This window comes from Mycobacterium sp. IDUB_36, assembly GCF_055419225.1.
Genome location: NZ_JBVAXH010000001.1, coordinates 2,968,067 through 2,983,903 on the forward strand (window position 1 = coordinate 2,968,067; position 15,837 = coordinate 2,983,903).

The 15,837-nt window shown below is 68.2% G+C and carries 17 protein-coding genes and 1 pseudogene; 8 read left to right on the plus strand and 10 right to left on the minus strand.

Annotation, left to right across the window (positions count from 1 at the left end; translation table 11 throughout):
* Window positions 1–29: 29 nt before the first annotated feature.
* A complete protein-coding gene (locus tag ACZYW1_RS14685; RefSeq protein ID WP_463786848.1) occupies window positions 30–1,286 on the plus strand; it encodes a M18 family aminopeptidase in 1,257 nt (418 codons plus the stop codon).
* Here ACZYW1_RS14685 and ACZYW1_RS14690 read toward each other — a convergent pair.
* The gene (locus ACZYW1_RS14690) at window positions 1,283–1,678 is read right to left on the minus strand and encodes a nuclear transport factor 2 family protein (RefSeq protein WP_463786850.1); all 396 of its coding nucleotides are present in this window, start codon (window positions 1,676–1,678) and stop codon (window positions 1,283–1,285) included. The two genes, ACZYW1_RS14685 and ACZYW1_RS14690, sit on opposite strands and share 4 nt — an antisense overlap.
* 100 nt (window positions 1,679–1,778) lie before the next feature.
* Here ACZYW1_RS14690 and ACZYW1_RS14695 point away from each other — a divergent pair.
* From ACZYW1_RS14695 to purM, 6 genes and pseudogenes are all read left to right on the plus strand, one after another.
* Window positions 1,779–1,868, plus strand: a pseudogene (locus tag ACZYW1_RS14695) (VOC family protein); the annotation flags it as partial.
* A 34-nt stretch (window positions 1,869–1,902) separates the two neighbouring features.
* On the plus strand, window positions 1,903–4,197 hold the full coding sequence (gene purL, locus ACZYW1_RS14700) for a phosphoribosylformylglycinamidine synthase subunit PurL (protein WP_463786851.1): 2,295 nt from the start codon (window positions 1,903–1,905) through the stop codon (window positions 4,195–4,197).
* Window positions 4,194–5,891, plus strand: coding sequence for an alpha/beta hydrolase (locus tag ACZYW1_RS14705; protein ID WP_463786853.1), 1,698 nt, complete (start codon window positions 4,194–4,196; stop codon window positions 5,889–5,891). The genes purL and ACZYW1_RS14705 overlap by 4 nt, the downstream gene beginning before the upstream one ends.
* A 3-nt stretch (window positions 5,892–5,894) precedes the next feature.
* Window positions 5,895–6,299, plus strand: coding sequence for a sterol carrier family protein (locus ACZYW1_RS14710; protein ID WP_463786854.1), 405 nt, complete (start codon window positions 5,895–5,897; stop codon window positions 6,297–6,299).
* 164 nt (window positions 6,300–6,463) lie between these two features.
* Complete coding sequence (gene purF / locus ACZYW1_RS14715; protein ID WP_463786856.1) at window positions 6,464–8,023, plus strand: amidophosphoribosyltransferase; 1,560 nt, start codon at window positions 6,464–6,466, stop codon at window positions 8,021–8,023.
* Window positions 8,024–8,089: 66 nt separating this feature from the next.
* Window positions 8,090–9,172, plus strand: a complete 1,083-nt coding sequence (gene purM / locus ACZYW1_RS14720) for a phosphoribosylformylglycinamidine cyclo-ligase (RefSeq protein ID WP_463786857.1) — start codon at window positions 8,090–8,092, stop codon at window positions 9,170–9,172.
* A gap of 37 nt (window positions 9,173–9,209) precedes the next feature.
* On the opposite strand, the gene ACZYW1_RS14725 is transcribed toward purM, so the two are convergent.
* Both ACZYW1_RS14725 and ygfZ read right to left on the minus strand, forming a co-directional pair.
* The gene (locus tag ACZYW1_RS14725) at window positions 9,210–9,377 is read right to left on the minus strand and encodes a DUF3073 domain-containing protein (protein WP_463786859.1); all 168 of its coding nucleotides are present in this window, start codon (window positions 9,375–9,377) and stop codon (window positions 9,210–9,212) included.
* 135 nt (window positions 9,378–9,512) lie between these two features.
* Complete coding sequence (gene ygfZ, locus ACZYW1_RS14730; RefSeq protein WP_463786861.1) at window positions 9,513–10,595, minus strand: CAF17-like 4Fe-4S cluster assembly/insertion protein YgfZ; 1,083 nt, start codon at window positions 10,593–10,595, stop codon at window positions 9,513–9,515.
* Window positions 10,596–10,635: 40 nt separating this feature from the next.
* On the opposite strand from ygfZ, the gene ACZYW1_RS14735 reads away from it, so the two are divergent.
* On the plus strand, window positions 10,636–11,517 hold the full coding sequence (locus ACZYW1_RS14735; protein ID WP_463786863.1) for an aminodeoxychorismate lyase: 882 nt from the start codon (window positions 10,636–10,638) through the stop codon (window positions 11,515–11,517).
* 263 nt (window positions 11,518–11,780) lie between these two features.
* Here ACZYW1_RS14735 and ACZYW1_RS14740 read toward each other — a convergent pair whose 3' ends face one another.
* From ACZYW1_RS14740 to lmeA, 7 genes are all read right to left on the minus strand, one after another.
* Complete coding sequence (locus ACZYW1_RS14740) at window positions 11,781–12,413, minus strand: heme-binding beta-barrel domain-containing protein (RefSeq protein WP_463787836.1); 633 nt, start codon at window positions 12,411–12,413, stop codon at window positions 11,781–11,783.
* A 173-nt stretch (window positions 12,414–12,586) separates the two neighbouring features.
* On the minus strand, window positions 12,587–12,889 hold the full coding sequence (locus ACZYW1_RS14745; RefSeq protein WP_463786866.1) for a DUF1416 domain-containing protein: 303 nt from the start codon (window positions 12,887–12,889) through the stop codon (window positions 12,587–12,589).
* Between the two features lie 2 nt (window positions 12,890–12,891).
* Window positions 12,892–13,725, minus strand: coding sequence for a sulfurtransferase (locus tag ACZYW1_RS14750; RefSeq protein WP_463786867.1), 834 nt, complete (start codon window positions 13,723–13,725; stop codon window positions 12,892–12,894).
* A gap of 20 nt (window positions 13,726–13,745) precedes the next feature.
* Window positions 13,746–14,207, minus strand: coding sequence for a DUF4395 domain-containing protein (locus tag ACZYW1_RS14755; RefSeq protein ID WP_463786869.1), 462 nt, complete (start codon window positions 14,205–14,207; stop codon window positions 13,746–13,748).
* 95 nt (window positions 14,208–14,302) lie between these two features.
* Window positions 14,303–14,422, minus strand: a complete 120-nt coding sequence (locus ACZYW1_RS14760) for an Ms5788A family Cys-rich leader peptide (protein ID WP_463786871.1) — start codon at window positions 14,420–14,422, stop codon at window positions 14,303–14,305.
* Window positions 14,419–14,838 carry a thioredoxin family protein gene (locus ACZYW1_RS14765; RefSeq protein ID WP_463786872.1) on the minus strand — a complete coding sequence of 140 codons (420 nt, stop codon included), beginning with the start codon at window positions 14,836–14,838 and terminating at the stop codon, window positions 14,419–14,421. Before ACZYW1_RS14765 ends, ACZYW1_RS14760 begins: the two co-directional genes overlap by 4 nt.
* Entirely contained in the window at window positions 14,835–15,647 is an 813-nt protein-coding gene (gene lmeA, locus ACZYW1_RS14770; RefSeq protein ID WP_463786875.1) for a mannan chain length control protein LmeA, read from the minus strand. Before lmeA ends, ACZYW1_RS14765 begins: the two co-directional genes overlap by 4 nt.
* Window positions 15,648–15,837: the final 190 nt, after the last annotated feature.

The window sequence follows — 15,837 nt, forward strand, 5'->3', positions numbered from 1 at the left end:
GGTGAGGTCGTGATGAAAAGATGGGTCCCATGGCGGCCACCGCGACAGGGCTCTGCGAATTCATCGACGCGTCCCCGTCGCCGTTCCACGTCTGTGCCACCGTGGCGGCTCGGTTGCGCGCGGCCGGCTTCGCCGAACTCGCCGAGGCCGACGAGTGGCCGCAGGCAGGCAAGTTCTACACGGTGCGGGCCGGGTCGCTGGTGGCCTGGGACAGCACCGGCTCCGGCGCCCGGCCGTTCCGAGTGGTCGGCGGTCACACCGACAGCCCCAACCTGCGGCTCAAGCAGCATCCCGACCGCGCGGTGGCGGGGTGGCACGTCGTTGCGCTGGAGCCTTACGGCGGCGCCTGGCTGAACTCGTGGCTGGACCGCGATCTGGGCATCAGCGGTCGGCTGTCGGTGCGCGAGGGGGCCGGGATCGCGCACCGGTTGGTCCGGATCGACCGGCCGATCCTGCGGGTGCCGCAACTGGCGATCCACCTGGCCGAGGATCGGAAATCGCTCACCCTCGACCCGCAGCGGCACGTCAACGCGGTGTGGTCGGCCGGCATCGGAATCCGCTCGTTCTTCGGCTACGTCGCCGACGAGGCCGGAGTCGATCCCGGCGACGTGCTGGGGGCCGACCTGATGACCCACGACCTCACGCCGTCGCGACTGATCGGGGTCGAGGACGACTTCGTCAGCGCCCCGCGGCTGGACAACCAGGCGTCGTGCTACGCCGGGCTGGAAGCCCTGCTGGACGCCGGGTCCGACGAATACCTGCCGGTGCTGGCGCTGTTCGACCACGAAGAGGTCGGGTCCACCTCGGATCACGGCGCCGACTCGGAGCTGCTGCTGACCACGCTGGAGCGCATCGTGCTGGCCGGCGGCGGTGGGCGCGAGGACTTCCTGCGGCGGGTCTCCGGCTCGATGGTGGCGTCGGCCGACATGGCCCACGCCACCCATCCCAACTACCCCGAGCGGCACGAGCCGGGGCACTTGATCGCGATCAACGGCGGCCCGGTGCTCAAAGTGCATCCCAATCTGCGGTATGCCACCGACGGTCGCACCGCGGCGGCGTTCGCGCTGGCCTGCCGGCAAGCCGGGGTGCCGCTACAACGCTACGAGCACCGCGCCGACCTGCCGTGCGGCTCGACGATCGGCCCGATGACCGCGGCCCGGACCGGGATCGCGACCGTCGATGTCGGCGCCCCCCAACTCGCGATGCACTCCGCACGAGAGTTGATGGGCGCCAACGACGTTCCCGCCTACGCCGCGGCGCTGCGGGCGTTCTTGTCACCCGCCTAGACGAACACCGGGTCGTAGCGGATCACGTTCTCCACCACGATGCCGTCGCGGGTGCGCACCCGGTCCAGTCCGCGAATCGTGATGGGCCCGTTCGGGCCGGTCGCGTTTCCGACGTAGTGCAGGAAGAACAGTTCCTCACCCGGCGTCGCCCCGGGCGCCGACGCGCTGTCGACGAGCTCGAGTTTCAGGTCCGGCGCGACGGCGAGCAGGTCCGCGATCTTCTGGGTGTAGGGCGTGAATCCCCGCACCGGCTCGCTGTCGCCGGGCCAGTAGCCGATGATGTCATCGGCCAGGATGTCCATGCTCTGCGACATGCTGGGCGCGGCCCAGAACGCGGCGAAAAACTCCGGGCTGAATCGCGCTGCGGGAGAATCGGTTTGAGTGTCGGTCATCATTCCTCCTGGATTTCGATGGTTCGGATCGAAGTCTGTCCGCCGCGACGCCGCCGCACAATTACCTCCGAGGTCATCGCCGCCGGACTGGAGATGATGCGCCACCGGGGTCCGCCGGCACAGCATCGGCGACAGCTTCCGCTGGGTGGTGCTGGCCGACCCGGCCGGCAACGCCTTCTGCGTCGCCGGAGCGGGTTGGCCGCCGGGCACCCTAGACTGTGTGCGTGACGTCAGGGCTCACCCACGCGACCGATACCGTCGAGCGGGCCGCGGCCACCCCTGACCAGCCACAACCGTTCCGCGAACTGGGTCTCAAGGACGACGAGTACCAGCGGATTCGCGACATCCTCGGCCGCCGCCCGACCGACGCCGAGCTGGCGATGTACTCGGTGATGTGGAGCGAGCACTGCTCGTACAAGTCGTCCAAAGTGCACCTGCGGTACTTCGGCGAGACCACCACCGACGAGATGCGGGCCGGGATGCTGGCCGGCATCGGTGAGAATGCCGGCGTCGTCGACATCGGCGACGGCTGGGCCGTCACCTTCAAAGTCGAGTCGCACAACCACCCGTCCTACGTGGAGCCCTACCAGGGTGCGGCCACCGGCGTCGGCGGCATCGTCCGCGACATCATGGCAATGGGTGCCCGTCCGGTCGCGGTGATGGACCAGTTGCGCTTCGGCGCTGCTGACGCCCCCGACACCCGGCGCGTGCTCGACGGCGTGGTGCGCGGCATCGGCGGCTACGGCAACTCACTCGGCCTGCCCAACATCGGCGGCGAGACCGTCTTCGACGCCTGCTACGCCGGCAACCCGTTGGTGAACGCGTTGTGCGTCGGGGTGCTGCGCAAGGAAGACCTGCATCTGGCCTTCGCCTCGGGCGCGGGCAACAAGATCATCCTGTTCGGCGCCCGGACCGGCCTGGACGGCATCGGCGGTGTGTCGGTGCTGGCTTCGGAAACCTTCGGCGGCGACGAGTCGGGCTCGGGGCGAAAGAAGCTCCCCTCGGTGCAGGTCGGCGACCCGTTCACCGAGAAGGTGCTGATCGAGTGCTGCCTGGAGTTGTACGCCGCGGGGCTGGTGATCGGCATCCAGGACCTCGGCGGGGCCGGATTGTCGTGTGCCACCTCCGAACTCGCATCGGCCGGTGACGGCGGCATGGCGATCGAGCTCGACACCGTACCGTTGCGCGCGAAGGACATGACGCCTGCTGAGATCCTCTCCAGCGAGTCGCAGGAGCGGATGTGCGCGGTGGTATCGCCGGAGAACGTCGACGCCTTCATGGCGGTCTGCCGCAAGTGGGAAGTGCTGGCCACCACGATCGGCGAGGTCACCGAAGGCGACCGGTTGCTGATCACCTGGCACGGCGAGACGGTGGTGGACGTGCCGCCGCGCACCGTCGCCCACGAAGGACCGGTGTATCAGCGTCCCGTCGCGCGGCCCGAGTCGCAGGACGCGCTGATCGCCGATACATCGGCGGGGCTCGCACGTCCGACTGCCGGTGAGGAGTTGCGCGCGACTTTGCTTGCGCTGCTGGGCAGTCCGCATCTGTGCAGCCGCGCGTTCATCACCGAGCAGTACGACCGCTACGTGCGCGGCAACACGGTGCTGGCCGAGCATGCCGACGGTGGTGTGTTGCGCGTCGACGAGTCGACCGGCCGCGGCATCGCGCTGTCGACCGACGCGTCCGGCCGCTACACGCTGCTCGATCCCTACGTGGGGGCGCAGCTCGCGTTGGCCGAGGCCTACCGCAACGTCGCCGTCACCGGTGCCAAGCCGGTCGCGGTGACCAACTGCCTGAACTTCGGCTCACCCGAAGACCCCGGGGTGATGTGGCAGTTCTCCCAGGCGGTTCGCGGCTTGGCGGATGGTTGTGCGGCACTTGGTATTCCGGTCACCGGAGGCAACGTCAGCTTCTACAATCAGACCGGGACCACGGCGATCATGCCCACCCCCGTCGTCGGAGTTCTCGGCGTGATCGACGACGTGACCCGGCGTATCCCGACCGCGATGGGTACCGAGCCGGGCGAGACACTCATCCTGCTCGGCGACACCCGCGACGAACTCGACGGCTCGATCTGGGCGCAGGTCACCGCCGATCATCTGGGCGGCCGCCCGCCCGCTGTGGATCTGGCGCGCGAGCGACTGCTGGGCGAGGTGCTGAGCGCGGCATCGCGCGACGGGCTGGTGTCCGCCGCGCACGACCTGTCCGAGGGCGGGCTGGCCCAGGCGATCGTCGAATCCGCCTTGGCCGGCGAAACAGGTTGTCGCATTGTTCTTCCCGAGGACGCCGACCCATTCGTCGCGCTGTTCTCCGAATCGTCCGGCCGGGTGCTGGTGGCGGTGCCGCGTACCGAGGAAAGCCGCTTCACTTCGATGTGCGAAGCGCGCGGGCTGCCCGCCACCCGGATCGGCGTCGTCGACCAAGGTTCGGACGCGGTCGAGTTCCAAGACTTGTTCACGGTGTCACTGGCCGAGTTGCGCAGCACGTCCGAAGGGGTGCTGGCCGCCCTGCTGCGATGAGCATCGAGTCCAGCGGACCCCATCCGCTCCTGCTGTGGGGATGGAGCCTGCTCCGACTGAAATTCGTCGGGGTGGCGTTCGGCGCGCTGTTCTTCTGCCTGTCGATGACGCCGTCACTGGTTCCGCGAGAGTGGTTGTTCCAGGGGTTGATTGGCGGGGTGAACGCCGCCTTCGGCTACGGGCTCGGTGTGCTGATCGGCCGGATCGTCTACCGCCTGCTGCTGCGCGGAGCCCGCTGGTGGCCACCGTCGCCGCGGGTGTTGTGGTGGATGAAGGCGGCGGTCGTCGTGATCGCACCGACCGCATGCGTCCTGATGCTCATCCCGGCCGCGTCCTGGCAGCGGCAGCTGTCGGCGCTGATGGGCATCGAGGGGCCGACGAGTCCGGGCTATCTGCGCACTCTCGCCGTCGCGGCAGCCGTCAGCGCACTGCTGGTGTCGACGTTCCGGGTGCTGATCGACGTCGTCAAATTGTTGGCGCGCAGACTGATTCGCCGCTGGCATCTGCACGACGAGGTGGCGCTGTTCATCGGCACCGCGATCGTGGTGGTGCTGCTGGTCACGTTGTTCGACGGTGTGCTGGTCCGCGGTTTCTTCGCCGGCGCCAACGCGATCTTCCAGCCGCAGGACAGCGCGACCCCCACGGGTGTATCGCAGCCGCAGTTGCCGGAAAAGTCAGGCAGCCCAACATCATTGGCCGCCTGGGACACGCTGGGATACCAGGGCCGCGACTTCGTCGGAACCGGGCCGCACGCCGCCGACCTTGCCAAGATCAATGGCAAGCCCGCCAAGGAGCCGATCCGGGTGTACGCCGGACTGCACACCGCTCCCGACGACCACGGCCGGCTCGACGTCCTTGTCGACGAGCTCGAACGCACCGGCGCGTTCACCCGCAAGGTCCTGATCATCGCGCCGACCACCGGGACCGGCTGGATCAACCCGGTCGCGGCCCGCTCGGTCGAGACGATGTACAACGGCGACACCGCGATCGTGGGTCTGCAGTATTCCTATCTGCCGAGCTGGATTTCCTTCCTTGCAGACAAACAGAAGTCGATGGACTCCGGCCGGATGCTGATCACCGCCGTTCACGACCGCTGGACGCAACTCCCACCCGAGCGACGACCGAAGCTGATGCTCTACGGCGAGAGCCTGGGGTCGCTGGCCGGCCAGGCCGCGTTCGGGTGGCTGCCCGACATCCGGCGGATGGGGTTCGATGCGGTGCTCTGGGTCGGGCCGCCGCAGGAGAGCACGCTGTGGCGCGCGCTGATCGACCGCCGTGACCCTGGCACCACCGAAGTGCAACCGCATTACGACAACGGGCGTACCGTCCGGTTCTCCCAGGCCAACGACCCGCCGGATGTCACCAAGGTCCTCGGGCCGCCGTGGACCGGCACCCGGGTGCTGTTCCTGCAGCACCCGTCCGACCCCGTGGTGTGGTGGTCGCCCGACCTGCTGTTCAGCCGGCCCGCCTGGCTCACCGAGCCGCCGGGCCACGATCGCAGCGCGGCGATGCAGTGGAGTCCGGTGGTGACGTTCTGGCAGGTCAGCGCCGACCTGACCAACGCCGAAGGGGTTCCCGGCGGGCACGGGCACAACTACAGCAACGACATCCTGGACGGCTGGGCCGCGGTGGCCCCGCCGGACGGCTGGACCGCCGCGGACACCGAGCGCGTGCGCGCCGCGCTCGAAGGCTGAGCCGTGCCGCCCCCTCGGAACGCCGACCCGGCGCAGACCCGCGCCGCCGTCCACACACTCGAAGACTGGCTGCGCGACGAGACCAACCCGGCGCCGAGCCGTGCCGACCTGGCCGCGGCGGTGCGACTCACCGCGCGCACCCTCGCCGCCGAAGCCCCGGGAGCCAGCGTCGAGGTGCGCATTCCGCCGATGGTTGCAGTGCAGTGCATCGCCGGGCCGCGGCACACCCGCGGTACCCCACCCAACGTCGTCGAGACCGATCCCCGGACCTGGCTGCTGCTGGCGACCGGACTGCTACAGGTGGCCGACGCGACGGGCGCCGGTGCGCTGCGACTCTCCGGTTCGCGCGCTGCGGAGATCGGGGCATGGCTGCCGGTCGTGAGACTGGGCGATCCCCGTCACACCTGACGGTGACTCCTGTGGCGCATGCGACATTTGCAGGCTAATGGGGCTTTTGAACTGGGAAAATCGATCGTGACACGCCGCAACACGCGCGCACAATTCGCGTCCGCGCCCCGCATTTCCGTAGACTCCTTCCCGTCACCATCCGTTCCCTGGGGAGCCGCCGCACCGTGACCTTCAAAGCAGCTGACATCTCTGAGTCACTGGAGAACCCACCCGGCGAAGAATGCGGTGTATTCGGGGTCTGGGCCCCCGGCGAAGAAGTCGCCAAGATGACCTACTACGGCCTCTACGCGCTGCAACACCGCGGCCAGGAGGCGGCCGGCATCGCCGTCGCCGATGGATCGCAAGTCCTGGTGTTCAAGGATCTCGGCCTGGTCAGTCAGGTTTTCGACGAGCAGACCCTGGCCGCGATGGAAGGCCACGTCGCCGTCGGGCACTGCCGATACTCCACCAGCGGTCAGCCGACGTGGGAAAACGCTCAGCCGGTCTTCCGAAACACCGCGGCTGGCACCGGAGTTGCGTTGGGGCACAACGGCAATCTGGTGAACAGCGCCGAGCTCGTCACCCGTTGTCGCGAGGCGGGGCTGCTGAACTCACGCGTCCCCGGCGCGGCCACCACCGACTCCGACATGCTGGGCGCGCTGTTGGCGCACGGCGCCGCCGACTCCAGCCTGGAGCAGGCCGCACTCGAACTGCTGCCGACGGTGCGCGGCGCGTTCTGCCTGACCTTCATGGACGAGAACACCTTGTACGCCGCGCGCGACCCGTTCGGCGTCCGGCCGCTGTGCCTGGGGCGGCTGGACCGCGGCTGGGTCGTGGCGTCGGAGACCGCCGCCCTCGACATCGTCGGCGCATCGTTCGTCCGCGAGATCGAACCCGGCGAGCTGCTGGCGATCGATGCCGACGGCGTCCGGTCGGCCCGGTTCGCCAACCCCGAGCCCAAGGGCTGCATCTTCGAGTACGTCTACCTGGCACGACCCGACAGCACAATCTCCGGCCGGTCGGTTCACGGCGCCCGCCTCGAGATCGGCCGTCGGCTGGCGCGTGAACACCAGATCGACGCCGACCTGGTGATCGGTGTGCCGGAATCCGGCATACCCGCCGCGGTCGGCTACGCGCAGGAGTCCGGCATTCCCTATGGCCAGGGTCTGATGAAGAACGCCTACGTCGGACGGACCTTCATCCAGCCGTCGCAGACCATCCGTCAGCTCGGAATCCGGCTGAAGTTAAATCCGCTCAAGGAAGTCATCCGGGGCAAGCGGCTGATCGTCGTCGACGACTCGATCGTGCGGGGCAACACCCAGCGCGCCCTGGTCAGGATGCTGCGCGAAGCGGGCGCCGTCGAGGTACACGTGCGGATCGCGTCACCGCCGGTGAAGTGGCCGTGCTTCTACGGCATCGACTTCCCGTCGCCGGCCGAGCTGATCGCCAACGCCGTCGAAGACGAGGACGAGATGCTGGAAGCGGTCCGGCATGCCATCAACGCCGACACGCTCGGCTACATCTCGCTGCGAGGACTGGTCGCCGCGACCGAGCAGCCCACGTCGCGGCTGTGCTCGGCCTGCTTCGACGGTCGATACCCGATCGAATTGCCAAGCGAGACAGCGCTTGGCAAGAACGTCATCGAGCAGATGCTCGCCAACGCCGCCAAGGGTGCCGGGCATTCGGACATCTCCGTCGGCCTGTCCCCGGAGGCCGAACAGGCTTCCGTTCTGCAGCATCCCTGAGCTCGCCGGGCGATCCAGCGAGTGGGAGATACCCGCGACGGTCGTCGACCGGTAGCCTTTAGCGCGATGACCGCCCGCGGAAAAGACCCGGCCACGCCGGGCGCCACCTATGCATCGGCCGGAGTCGACATCGAAGCCGGTGACCGCGCCGTCGAGTTGTTCAAGCCGTTGGCGTCCAAAGCCACCCGTCCTGAGGTGATCGGCAAGCTCGGCGGCTTCGCCGGGCTGTTCGCGTTACGCGGTGACTACCGTGAACCGCTACTGGCCGCATCCACCGACGGGGTCGGCACCAAACTCGCGGTGGCCCAGGCGATGGACAAACACGACACCGTCGGCCTGGACCTGGTGGCGATGGTCGTCGACGACCTGGTGGTCTGCGGCGCCGAACCGCTGTTCCTGCTCGACTACATCGCGCTGGGCCGGATCGTGCCCGAGCGCCTCAATGCGATCGTCGGCGGCATCGCCGAAGGATGCATGCGGGCCGGCTGCGCCCTGCTCGGCGGCGAGACCGCCGAGCACCCCGGGCTGATCGAGCCGGACCACTACGACATCTCGGCAACCGGTGTCGGCGTGGTCGAAGCCGAGGACGTGCTGGGACCCGAACGGGTCAAGCCGGGTGACGTGCTGATCGCGATGGGATCGTCCGGCCTGCACTCCAACGGGTACTCGCTGGCGCGCAAGGTCCTGCTGGAGATCGACCGGGGCAACCTGGAAGGTTACGTCGAAGAATTCGGCCGCACACTGGGCGAGGAGTTGCTGGAGCCGACCATCATCTACGCCAAGGACTGCCTGGCGCTGTCCGCCGAGACGCAGGTCCGCACTTTCTGCCACGTCACCGGCGGTGGGCTGGCCGGCAATCTGGAACGTGTGATCCCCAACGGCCTGCTCGCGGAGGTGGATCGAGGCACGTGGACCCCGGCTCCGGTGTTCGCGATGATCGCTCAGCGCGGCCGCGTCTCGCGGAGCGAGATGGAGAAGACCTTCAACATGGGCGTCGGCATGATCGCGGTCGTCGCGCCGGAGGACACCGATCGCGCGCTGGCGATTCTGACGGCCCGGCACCTGAACAGCTGGGTCCTGGGCACGATCAACAAGGGGGGAAAAGGCGGTCCCCGAGCCAAATTGGTCGGGCAGCACCCGAGGTTCTAGAGGACGGCCCGCCGCCGGGGCGGGCCCGCGTCACGCCTCAGCGGTGCTCGTCAGCCCAGGGGTCGTCGCCCTCCGACTGGTCAGCATCCTGATCGCCCGACCCGGACAACTCCTGCCGGAGCCGATCGAAATCGGTCTGCGGTGAGCTGTACTTGAGGTCTCGAGCGACCTTGGTCTGCTTCGCCTTAGCCCGGCCACGGCCCATTGGGGGAGCCCCCTTACGCAATAACGGAGCGGCCTAACGAGAAGGCGGCTCCGATCTTTTGTCTTTATTGTCCTGTCGAGAGTCTACCGTGCCCGCTGGCTGTGTGCTGTTGCGCCCCGCACGCCGCAAACAACGTCATCGGACCGTTCCACGCAACCGCTCGACGGCCACCCGCCCGGCGCCCGGCCCGTCCACGGCCGGCAGGGAACCAGCGTCGATCATCGCCGCGACTCCCGCGTCGGCGCCGGTGCTCAACGCGGTGTCGGCCGGTATCGCACGTTTCACCAGAGCCAGTGCCACCGGCCCGTAATCGACATGGTCGGCGACCGTCCCGAGCCGACCTACCGCGCGGCCGCCGGCCAGCACCGGATCACCGGTGACCGGTCGGTCGACCGACCCGTCCAGATGCAGCAACACCAGCATCCGAGGCGGTTTGCCCAGGTTGTGCACCCGAGCCACGGTCTCCTGGCCGCGGTAGCAGCCCTTGTCCAGGTGCACCGCACCCCCGATCCAGCCCACCTCGTGAGGGATGGTGCGCTCGTCGGTGTCGACGCCGAGACGCGGACGCACGGCCGCGACCCGGAGAGCTTCGTAAGCCCACACCCCGGCCGGGCGCACCCCGGCGTCGGTCAGGTGTCGGAGCACGTCCTGGGACTGCGCGCGGTCCACGAGGACGTCGAGCTCGATCTGACCCGGGTCGGCTGCCCGCATCCGACGCGCAAAACCGCCGCCGGGCAACGGCGTCGCGGCCGATTCCGCGGGCAACGCGTCGAGGCCGAGCGCGTCGAGCACTGCCGGGTCGTCGAGTCGCGGGCCCAGCAGCGACAGCACCGCCAGGTCGGCCGCGGCCGGCGTCACCTGCGACCAGAACACCGTCTTCGTCAGGTAGGCGAGCAGCGGGTCGGAGCGCCACGGCTCGGTGTCGAGATAGGTGACGCCGTCGAGCTCGGTCTGGATCCAGTGGTCTTCGACCCGGCCCTGCCCGTCGAGGCTGAGGTTCTGGGTGGTCGCGCCGTCCGGCAGTTCGCTGACGTGCTGCGTGGAAATGCTGTGCAGCCAGCTCTTGCGGTCGGCGCCGGTGAGCGTGAGGACGCCGCGATGTGACCGATCGACCACGACGGCGCCGGTTTCGGCCGAGCGTTGCTCGCCGAGCGGGTCGCCGTAGTGCCAGATGGCGCCGGCGTCGGGACCGGATTCGGGTGCGGGAACTGCGGACACATGTCAACTCTACGGGTCCACAGGGCTACTCTTTTCGTCCATGACTGGCCACCCCGGCGTCGTCGTCACGCTCGACGGCGAGCTGCACCCGCCGGGGACACCGCTGCTGTTCGCCGACGACCTCGCGGCCGTCCGCGGCGACGGCGTCTTCGAGACACTGCTGATCCGCGACGGTCGCGCCTGCCTGGTCGAGGCGCATCTGGGCCGGCTGGTCCACTCGGCCAAGCTGCTCGAGTTGCCCGAACCGGACATGACGGCGTGGCGGCGGGCGATCGAGGTGGCGACGCGGCAGTGGGTCGGCGACACCACCGACGAGGCGGCGATGCGGCTGGTCTACAGCCGCGGACGTGAGCGGGGTTCGGCGCCGACCGCCTATGTCACCGTCACTCCGGTCGCCGACCGGATCGCGGCCACTCGCCGCGACGGCATCGCCGCGATCACCTTGCCGCGGGAGCTGCCGTCAGCCGGCGTCGAGAACATGCCCTGGCTGGTGGCCGGCGCCAAGACGTTGTCGTACGCGATCAACATGGCCGCGCTGCGACATGCCGACCGCCACGGCGCCGGCGACGTCATCTTCGTCAGCACCGACGGTTACATCCTGGAAGGTCCACGTTCGACTGTCGTGATCGCCACCCCCGGCGACGACGGCAACGTGTGTCTGCTGACGCCGCCGCCCTGGTATCCGATCCTGCGTGGCACCACCCAGCAGGCTTTGTTCAGCGTTGCGCGCGCCAACGGGTACGACTGCGACTACCGGGCCCTTCGGGTCGCTGATCTGCATGCCGCGCAAGGAATTTGGCTGGTATCGAGCATGACTCTGGCCGCCCGCGTGCACACCCTCGACGGGCAGGCGTTAGCGCGGGCTCCGCTGACAGCTGAATTCGCCGAGTTGGTGGACGCCGCCATTGTCAGCGATCGCTGAAATCAGTTGTCGGACTGGCCCGCAGCGGGTACCTTCGCCAGTACACAGGAGAGGAGGTGGTCCGGGAATTGATAGCTTATTGGACTTGTGAGGTGGCTGCCCGCTAGCTGCACCAGGGGAGGATTCACCTGCGCGCGCTGGCGAATTCCCCGCAGTCACCCAGCCCCCGAGCCTCCGGTTCGTCCAACCGGGAAGTACGGCTCGGGGGCTGCCCCATCTCTGGGGTCAGCCCGCAAACCTGTTGCGCATCAAACGGTGTCGAGTCAGCCGATGAACCGCGACAGCCGTGCGGACAGATGCGGAATCAGTCCGCCGTCCGCGTCCACCCGCTCCTCGACGTAGGCCAGGTCGCCGCCCTCGACGATGCCGTAGAGCCGTTTGGCCCCGCCGACCAGCACACCCGACCGGCTCCGGGCCAACGCGTCGGTGGCCAGCTCCCACGACGACTGGTTGAGCGGACGGCCGTAGAACAGCTCGACGTAGCCCGCGGAGTGTGCCAGCAGCAATTCGATGGCCTGCGACTCCGAGGGGTCGTCGGGCTCGTCGACGAAGCGCCAATACCCGGTTTCGCGGAGGTCCGGCGCCTCGTACTCGCCGCTCTCCCCGATCCGCCATGATCGCGACTCCCAGTTCAGATAGTCGCCACCGTCATGGGAAACCACGATCTGCTGTCCGAACCGGTAATCGCCGTCGGCGCCGCGGCCTTCTCCTTCGCCCCGCCACACCCCGACGAGGGGGAGCAACGCCAGCAGCGCGTCGTTCAGGTTGGCGCCCTCGCGCAGATTCGCGGTGTCCGCCGGGACGGGCAGATCGTCGAAGTCCGAGATATTGCGGCTGGCTGTCGCCTTCGCACGCTCGGCCGCCGCGGCTACCGCGCGGTCCGCGGAGCCGGGAATGCGGGCGGGACCGCTGTCGGGGCCGCCGTCGTCGGGCTCGGGGCTGCTCACGATTCGTCGGTGATCAGCCGGTACAGCGTGTACAGCGCGAACCACGAGATGAACACGACGGCCGCGATGAGCAAGATCTCGAAGAACAGAACCACAGCGACGAGTCTAGTTCGGCGGAGCGGTCAGGCGATCTTGACGTCGACCTCGTGGATGCCGGCGCCCGTCGGCTCGATGATCGCGTCGCCGTTGCCCGCGGCTGACAGCGCACGCAGCGTCCACGACCCAGGCGCCGCGAAGAACCGGAAGTCACCGGTGGCCGACGCGACGACCTCAGCGGTGAACTCACCGGAGGAATCCAGCAGTCGCACGAACGAACCGCCCACAGCCTGACCGGAGCCATCCACCACGCGTCCGGTGATGACTGTTTCCTTCTCCAGGTCGACGCTGGCCGGCAGAGTCTGTCCTTGCTTCGGCGCAGAGCACATAATCAGCTTCCCAATTCGATCGGGGCCCCAACCAGGGAGCCGTATTCGGTCCAACTGCCGTCGTAGTTCTTGACGTTCTCGTGGCCCAGTAATTCCTGTAAGACGAACCAGGTGTGCGACGAACGTTCCCCGATCCGACAGTAGGCAATCGTCTCCTTCGACCCGTCCAGCCCGGCCTCGGCGTAGATCTTGGCCAGCTCGTCATCGGACTTGAAGGTGCCGTCGTCGTTCGCGGCTTTGCTCCAGGGCACGTTGATCGCGGTCGGAATGTGGCCAGGCCGCTGGCTCTGCTCCTGCGGCAGGTGCGCCGGCGCCAGGATCTTGCCGGAGAACTCGTCGGGCGAACGCACGTCGACCAGGTTCTTCTCGTTGATCGCGGCCAGCACCTCGTCGCGGAAGGCCCGGATCGAGTTGTCCGCGGCCTTGGCGGTGTAGCTGGTGGCCGACCGGTTCACCGCGTCGGTGGAGAACTCGCGGCCGTCGAGCTGCCACTTCTTGCGGCCGCCGTCGAGCAGCTTGACGTCCTCGTGGCCGTAGAGCTTGAAGTACCAGTACGCGTAGGCGGCGAACCAGTTGTTGTTGCCGCCGTAGAGGACGACGGTGTCGCCGTTGGCGATGCCGCGGTCGCTGAGCAGCTTGGAGAACTGCTCGGCGTCGACGAAGTCACGCCGGACCGGGTCCTGCAGGTCGGTGCGCCAGTCCAGCTTGATCGCGCCGGCGATGTGACCGTCGTCGTAGGCGCTGGTGTCCTCGTCGACCTCGACGAAGACAACGTGATCGGCATCGAGATTGCTCTGGGCCCAGTCGGCGGAGACCAGGACGTCGGAGCGTGCCATAGGGGGGATCCTTTCGATCGCTAGGAAGTGCTGTGGGCTGGCTTCAGGCGCGCCACGAGCGGGTAGAGCTGGCAGCCCAGGCAGATGCCGAAGGCCGCGTTGAGGAAGGCGGCGACCAGTGCCGCGCCGGTGAGTACGACGCCGAACAGTGAAGCGCCGGTGGCAAACCCGATCGTGGCCGGGGCGGCGAAGAGCAACCCGACCAGCTGAGCGAACTTCAGCGGGGCGACGGGCTCACGCTCGCGAACCGGGCTCAGCCGCGGCGCGACCAGCTTCGCGAACACCAGGCCGTAGGGGTGGCGGCGCGGTCCGGCGATCGCGCCGATCGCGAAGACGACGCTCTGCAGGCCCAGGATGACGGCGGCGGCCAGTGGGTTGACGCCGGACACCAGCAGGGTGACTACCAGCACCGCGGTGGTGATCCACGCCGCAAAACGCGGACCTCGGACGTCCACCTGATCGGGGGTCTTGGTGTTCGACATGACGGGTGCTCCTGAACTGCTCTATGCACGACTGTGTGGCGGCGCGCCACGGGGATTCTGGCTGCTCCGAGCGCGGCGCGAAAAGGCGCGGCTACTCAGCAGCTACAACAACAGCAGCAGCCCGCGACGCGGCACAGGTCAACTGCGCGGCGACTGGTGAGCATGAGCTCGGCGCGGGCGGACACGTCAAGCAGCTTACCCAATGGCGACGTCATGGGGCCAATAGCGGTGTCAGGGCCGAGCGCAGGTCATCGGCTTTCGGCACACCCGACGTCCGGTAACGCTGCTTGCCGTCGGCGTCGAAGATGAAGGTGGTCGGCAGCGACAGCACCGAAAGACGGCGTGCCGCGCCGGGATTGGCGTCCATATCGATCTCGACGTGGGCAACCCGGTCGAGGTCGGCGCACACCTGATCGACCACCCGGCGAACGTGACTGCACGGTCCACACCACGATGCGCTGAAATGCAGCACGGTCGGACCGTCGGCGGACAAACCAAGATCAGAAGTGTCGATGACGTCGGATGTTGCCGGATCGGTGGCTTGGACGCGGCCGGCCCGACGGGTCATCAGCCAGCCGACCAGTCCCGCTACCAGCAGGGCCCCCGCGACTGCCACCAGAGCCGTTGTCATGCCCTGTTGAACCCGTCGAGAGTGATCGTTAATCCCGTCGTGATGCCCTCGACGATCACGTCCGAGCCGCGGGCGCCCTGGGTGGTCGGCTTCACCCCGAACGGCAGTCGCTGGTCTGGTAACCGTCCGGCGAAAGCGGCCAGCACCGCGTCCCGCTTGTCGTCGGGAACGGGTTCGTCGGCGGTGTTGGGTCCGGTGAGCACGCGGGTGGGGGTGAAGACCAGCGTCGTCTGCTCGTCGCCGGCCGTCGAGAGGTCGACGGCGACACTGACCCGTTTGTCGAAGCCGGCGGATCGCGGGGTGCCGGTGAAGACCAGGTCGTGGCTGCCGGAGATGCCGGACTCGGTGGTGCCGCCGGTGGCGTTGTTGGTGTCTTTGGAGGGTGCCTCGACGATGAGGTCGCGCATGCCCAGGAACTGGCCGAGGTACCTCGAGCCGATGATGATCCGGCTCTCCAGCTTGCCGACGGGCAGCTTGGCGTTCGGCCTGAACAGCCAGGACGAGTCGGTCAGGTCGACGGAGTGCATGGTGGCTTCCAGCGTGGCTTTCCCGATCACCGGCCGGTCGACCGCCGTGGCCTTGATTTCGACGTCCTCGTAGCGATGTCGCATCGCCTGCGGGATGAGGGGAAACGCGATGATCGCCACGAACGGATCGAAGCCCAGATGAGCGGTGTCGCGGACGGCCCGCGCCAGCCGGTATTCGGCGTAGATGCTGGTTCCGAAGTCGGCGCCGACCGCCGCAAGCAGCACAGCCGCCACAGCCGACAGCACCGCCGCCGCCCCGACCAGTGCCTTCCGCATCCGCATATTGTGGCCTACCCCCGAGTTCGGGAGCGCATCCTCGCCGTTCCCGTGGGTGAGCGCGGTTCCTCCTCGGACCGTTGCGGTCCGCATCGTCACCGCACCTGTTGGGTGGGCGCGGTTCCTCCTCGGACCGTTGCGGTCCGCATCGTCACCGCGCGAAAGACCAGGTTGCAAGCTATCGTTTAGTGTCCTG

Bases quoted from the DNA above. Each gene is read 5' to 3' on its own strand.
- purM (WP_463786857.1), top strand. From the start codon at position 8,090: ATGACCGCCCGCGGAAAAGACCCGGCCACGCCGGGCGCCACCTATGCA.
- ACZYW1_RS14705 (WP_463786853.1), top strand. From the start codon at position 4,194: ATGAGCATCGAGTCCAGCGGACCCCATCCGCTCCTGCTGTGGGGATGG.
- ACZYW1_RS14750 (WP_463786867.1), bottom strand. From the start codon at position 13,725: ATGGCACGCTCCGACGTCCTGGTCTCCGCCGACTGGGCCCAGAGCAAT.
- ACZYW1_RS14690 (WP_463786850.1), bottom strand. From the start codon at position 1,678: ATGACCGACACTCAAACCGATTCTCCCGCAGCGCGATTCAGCCCGGAG.
- ACZYW1_RS14765 (WP_463786872.1), bottom strand. From the start codon at position 14,838: ATGACAACGGCTCTGGTGGCAGTCGCGGGGGCCCTGCTGGTAGCGGGA.
- ACZYW1_RS14725 (WP_463786859.1), bottom strand. From the start codon at position 9,377: ATGGGCCGTGGCCGGGCTAAGGCGAAGCAGACCAAGGTCGCTCGAGAC.
- ACZYW1_RS14760 (WP_463786871.1), bottom strand. From the start codon at position 14,422: ATGACGTCGCCATTGGGTAAGCTGCTTGACGTGTCCGCCCGCGCCGAG.
- ACZYW1_RS14755 (WP_463786869.1), bottom strand. From the start codon at position 14,207: ATGTCGAACACCAAGACCCCCGATCAGGTGGACGTCCGAGGTCCGCGT.
- ACZYW1_RS14745 (WP_463786866.1), bottom strand. From the start codon at position 12,889: ATGTGCTCTGCGCCGAAGCAAGGACAGACTCTGCCGGCCAGCGTCGAC.
- lmeA (WP_463786875.1), bottom strand. From the start codon at position 15,647: ATGCGGATGCGGAAGGCACTGGTCGGGGCGGCGGCGGTGCTGTCGGCT.
- ACZYW1_RS14685 (WP_463786848.1), top strand. From the start codon at position 30: ATGGCGGCCACCGCGACAGGGCTCTGCGAATTCATCGACGCGTCCCCG.
- ACZYW1_RS14735 (WP_463786863.1), top strand. From the start codon at position 10,636: ATGACTGGCCACCCCGGCGTCGTCGTCACGCTCGACGGCGAGCTGCAC.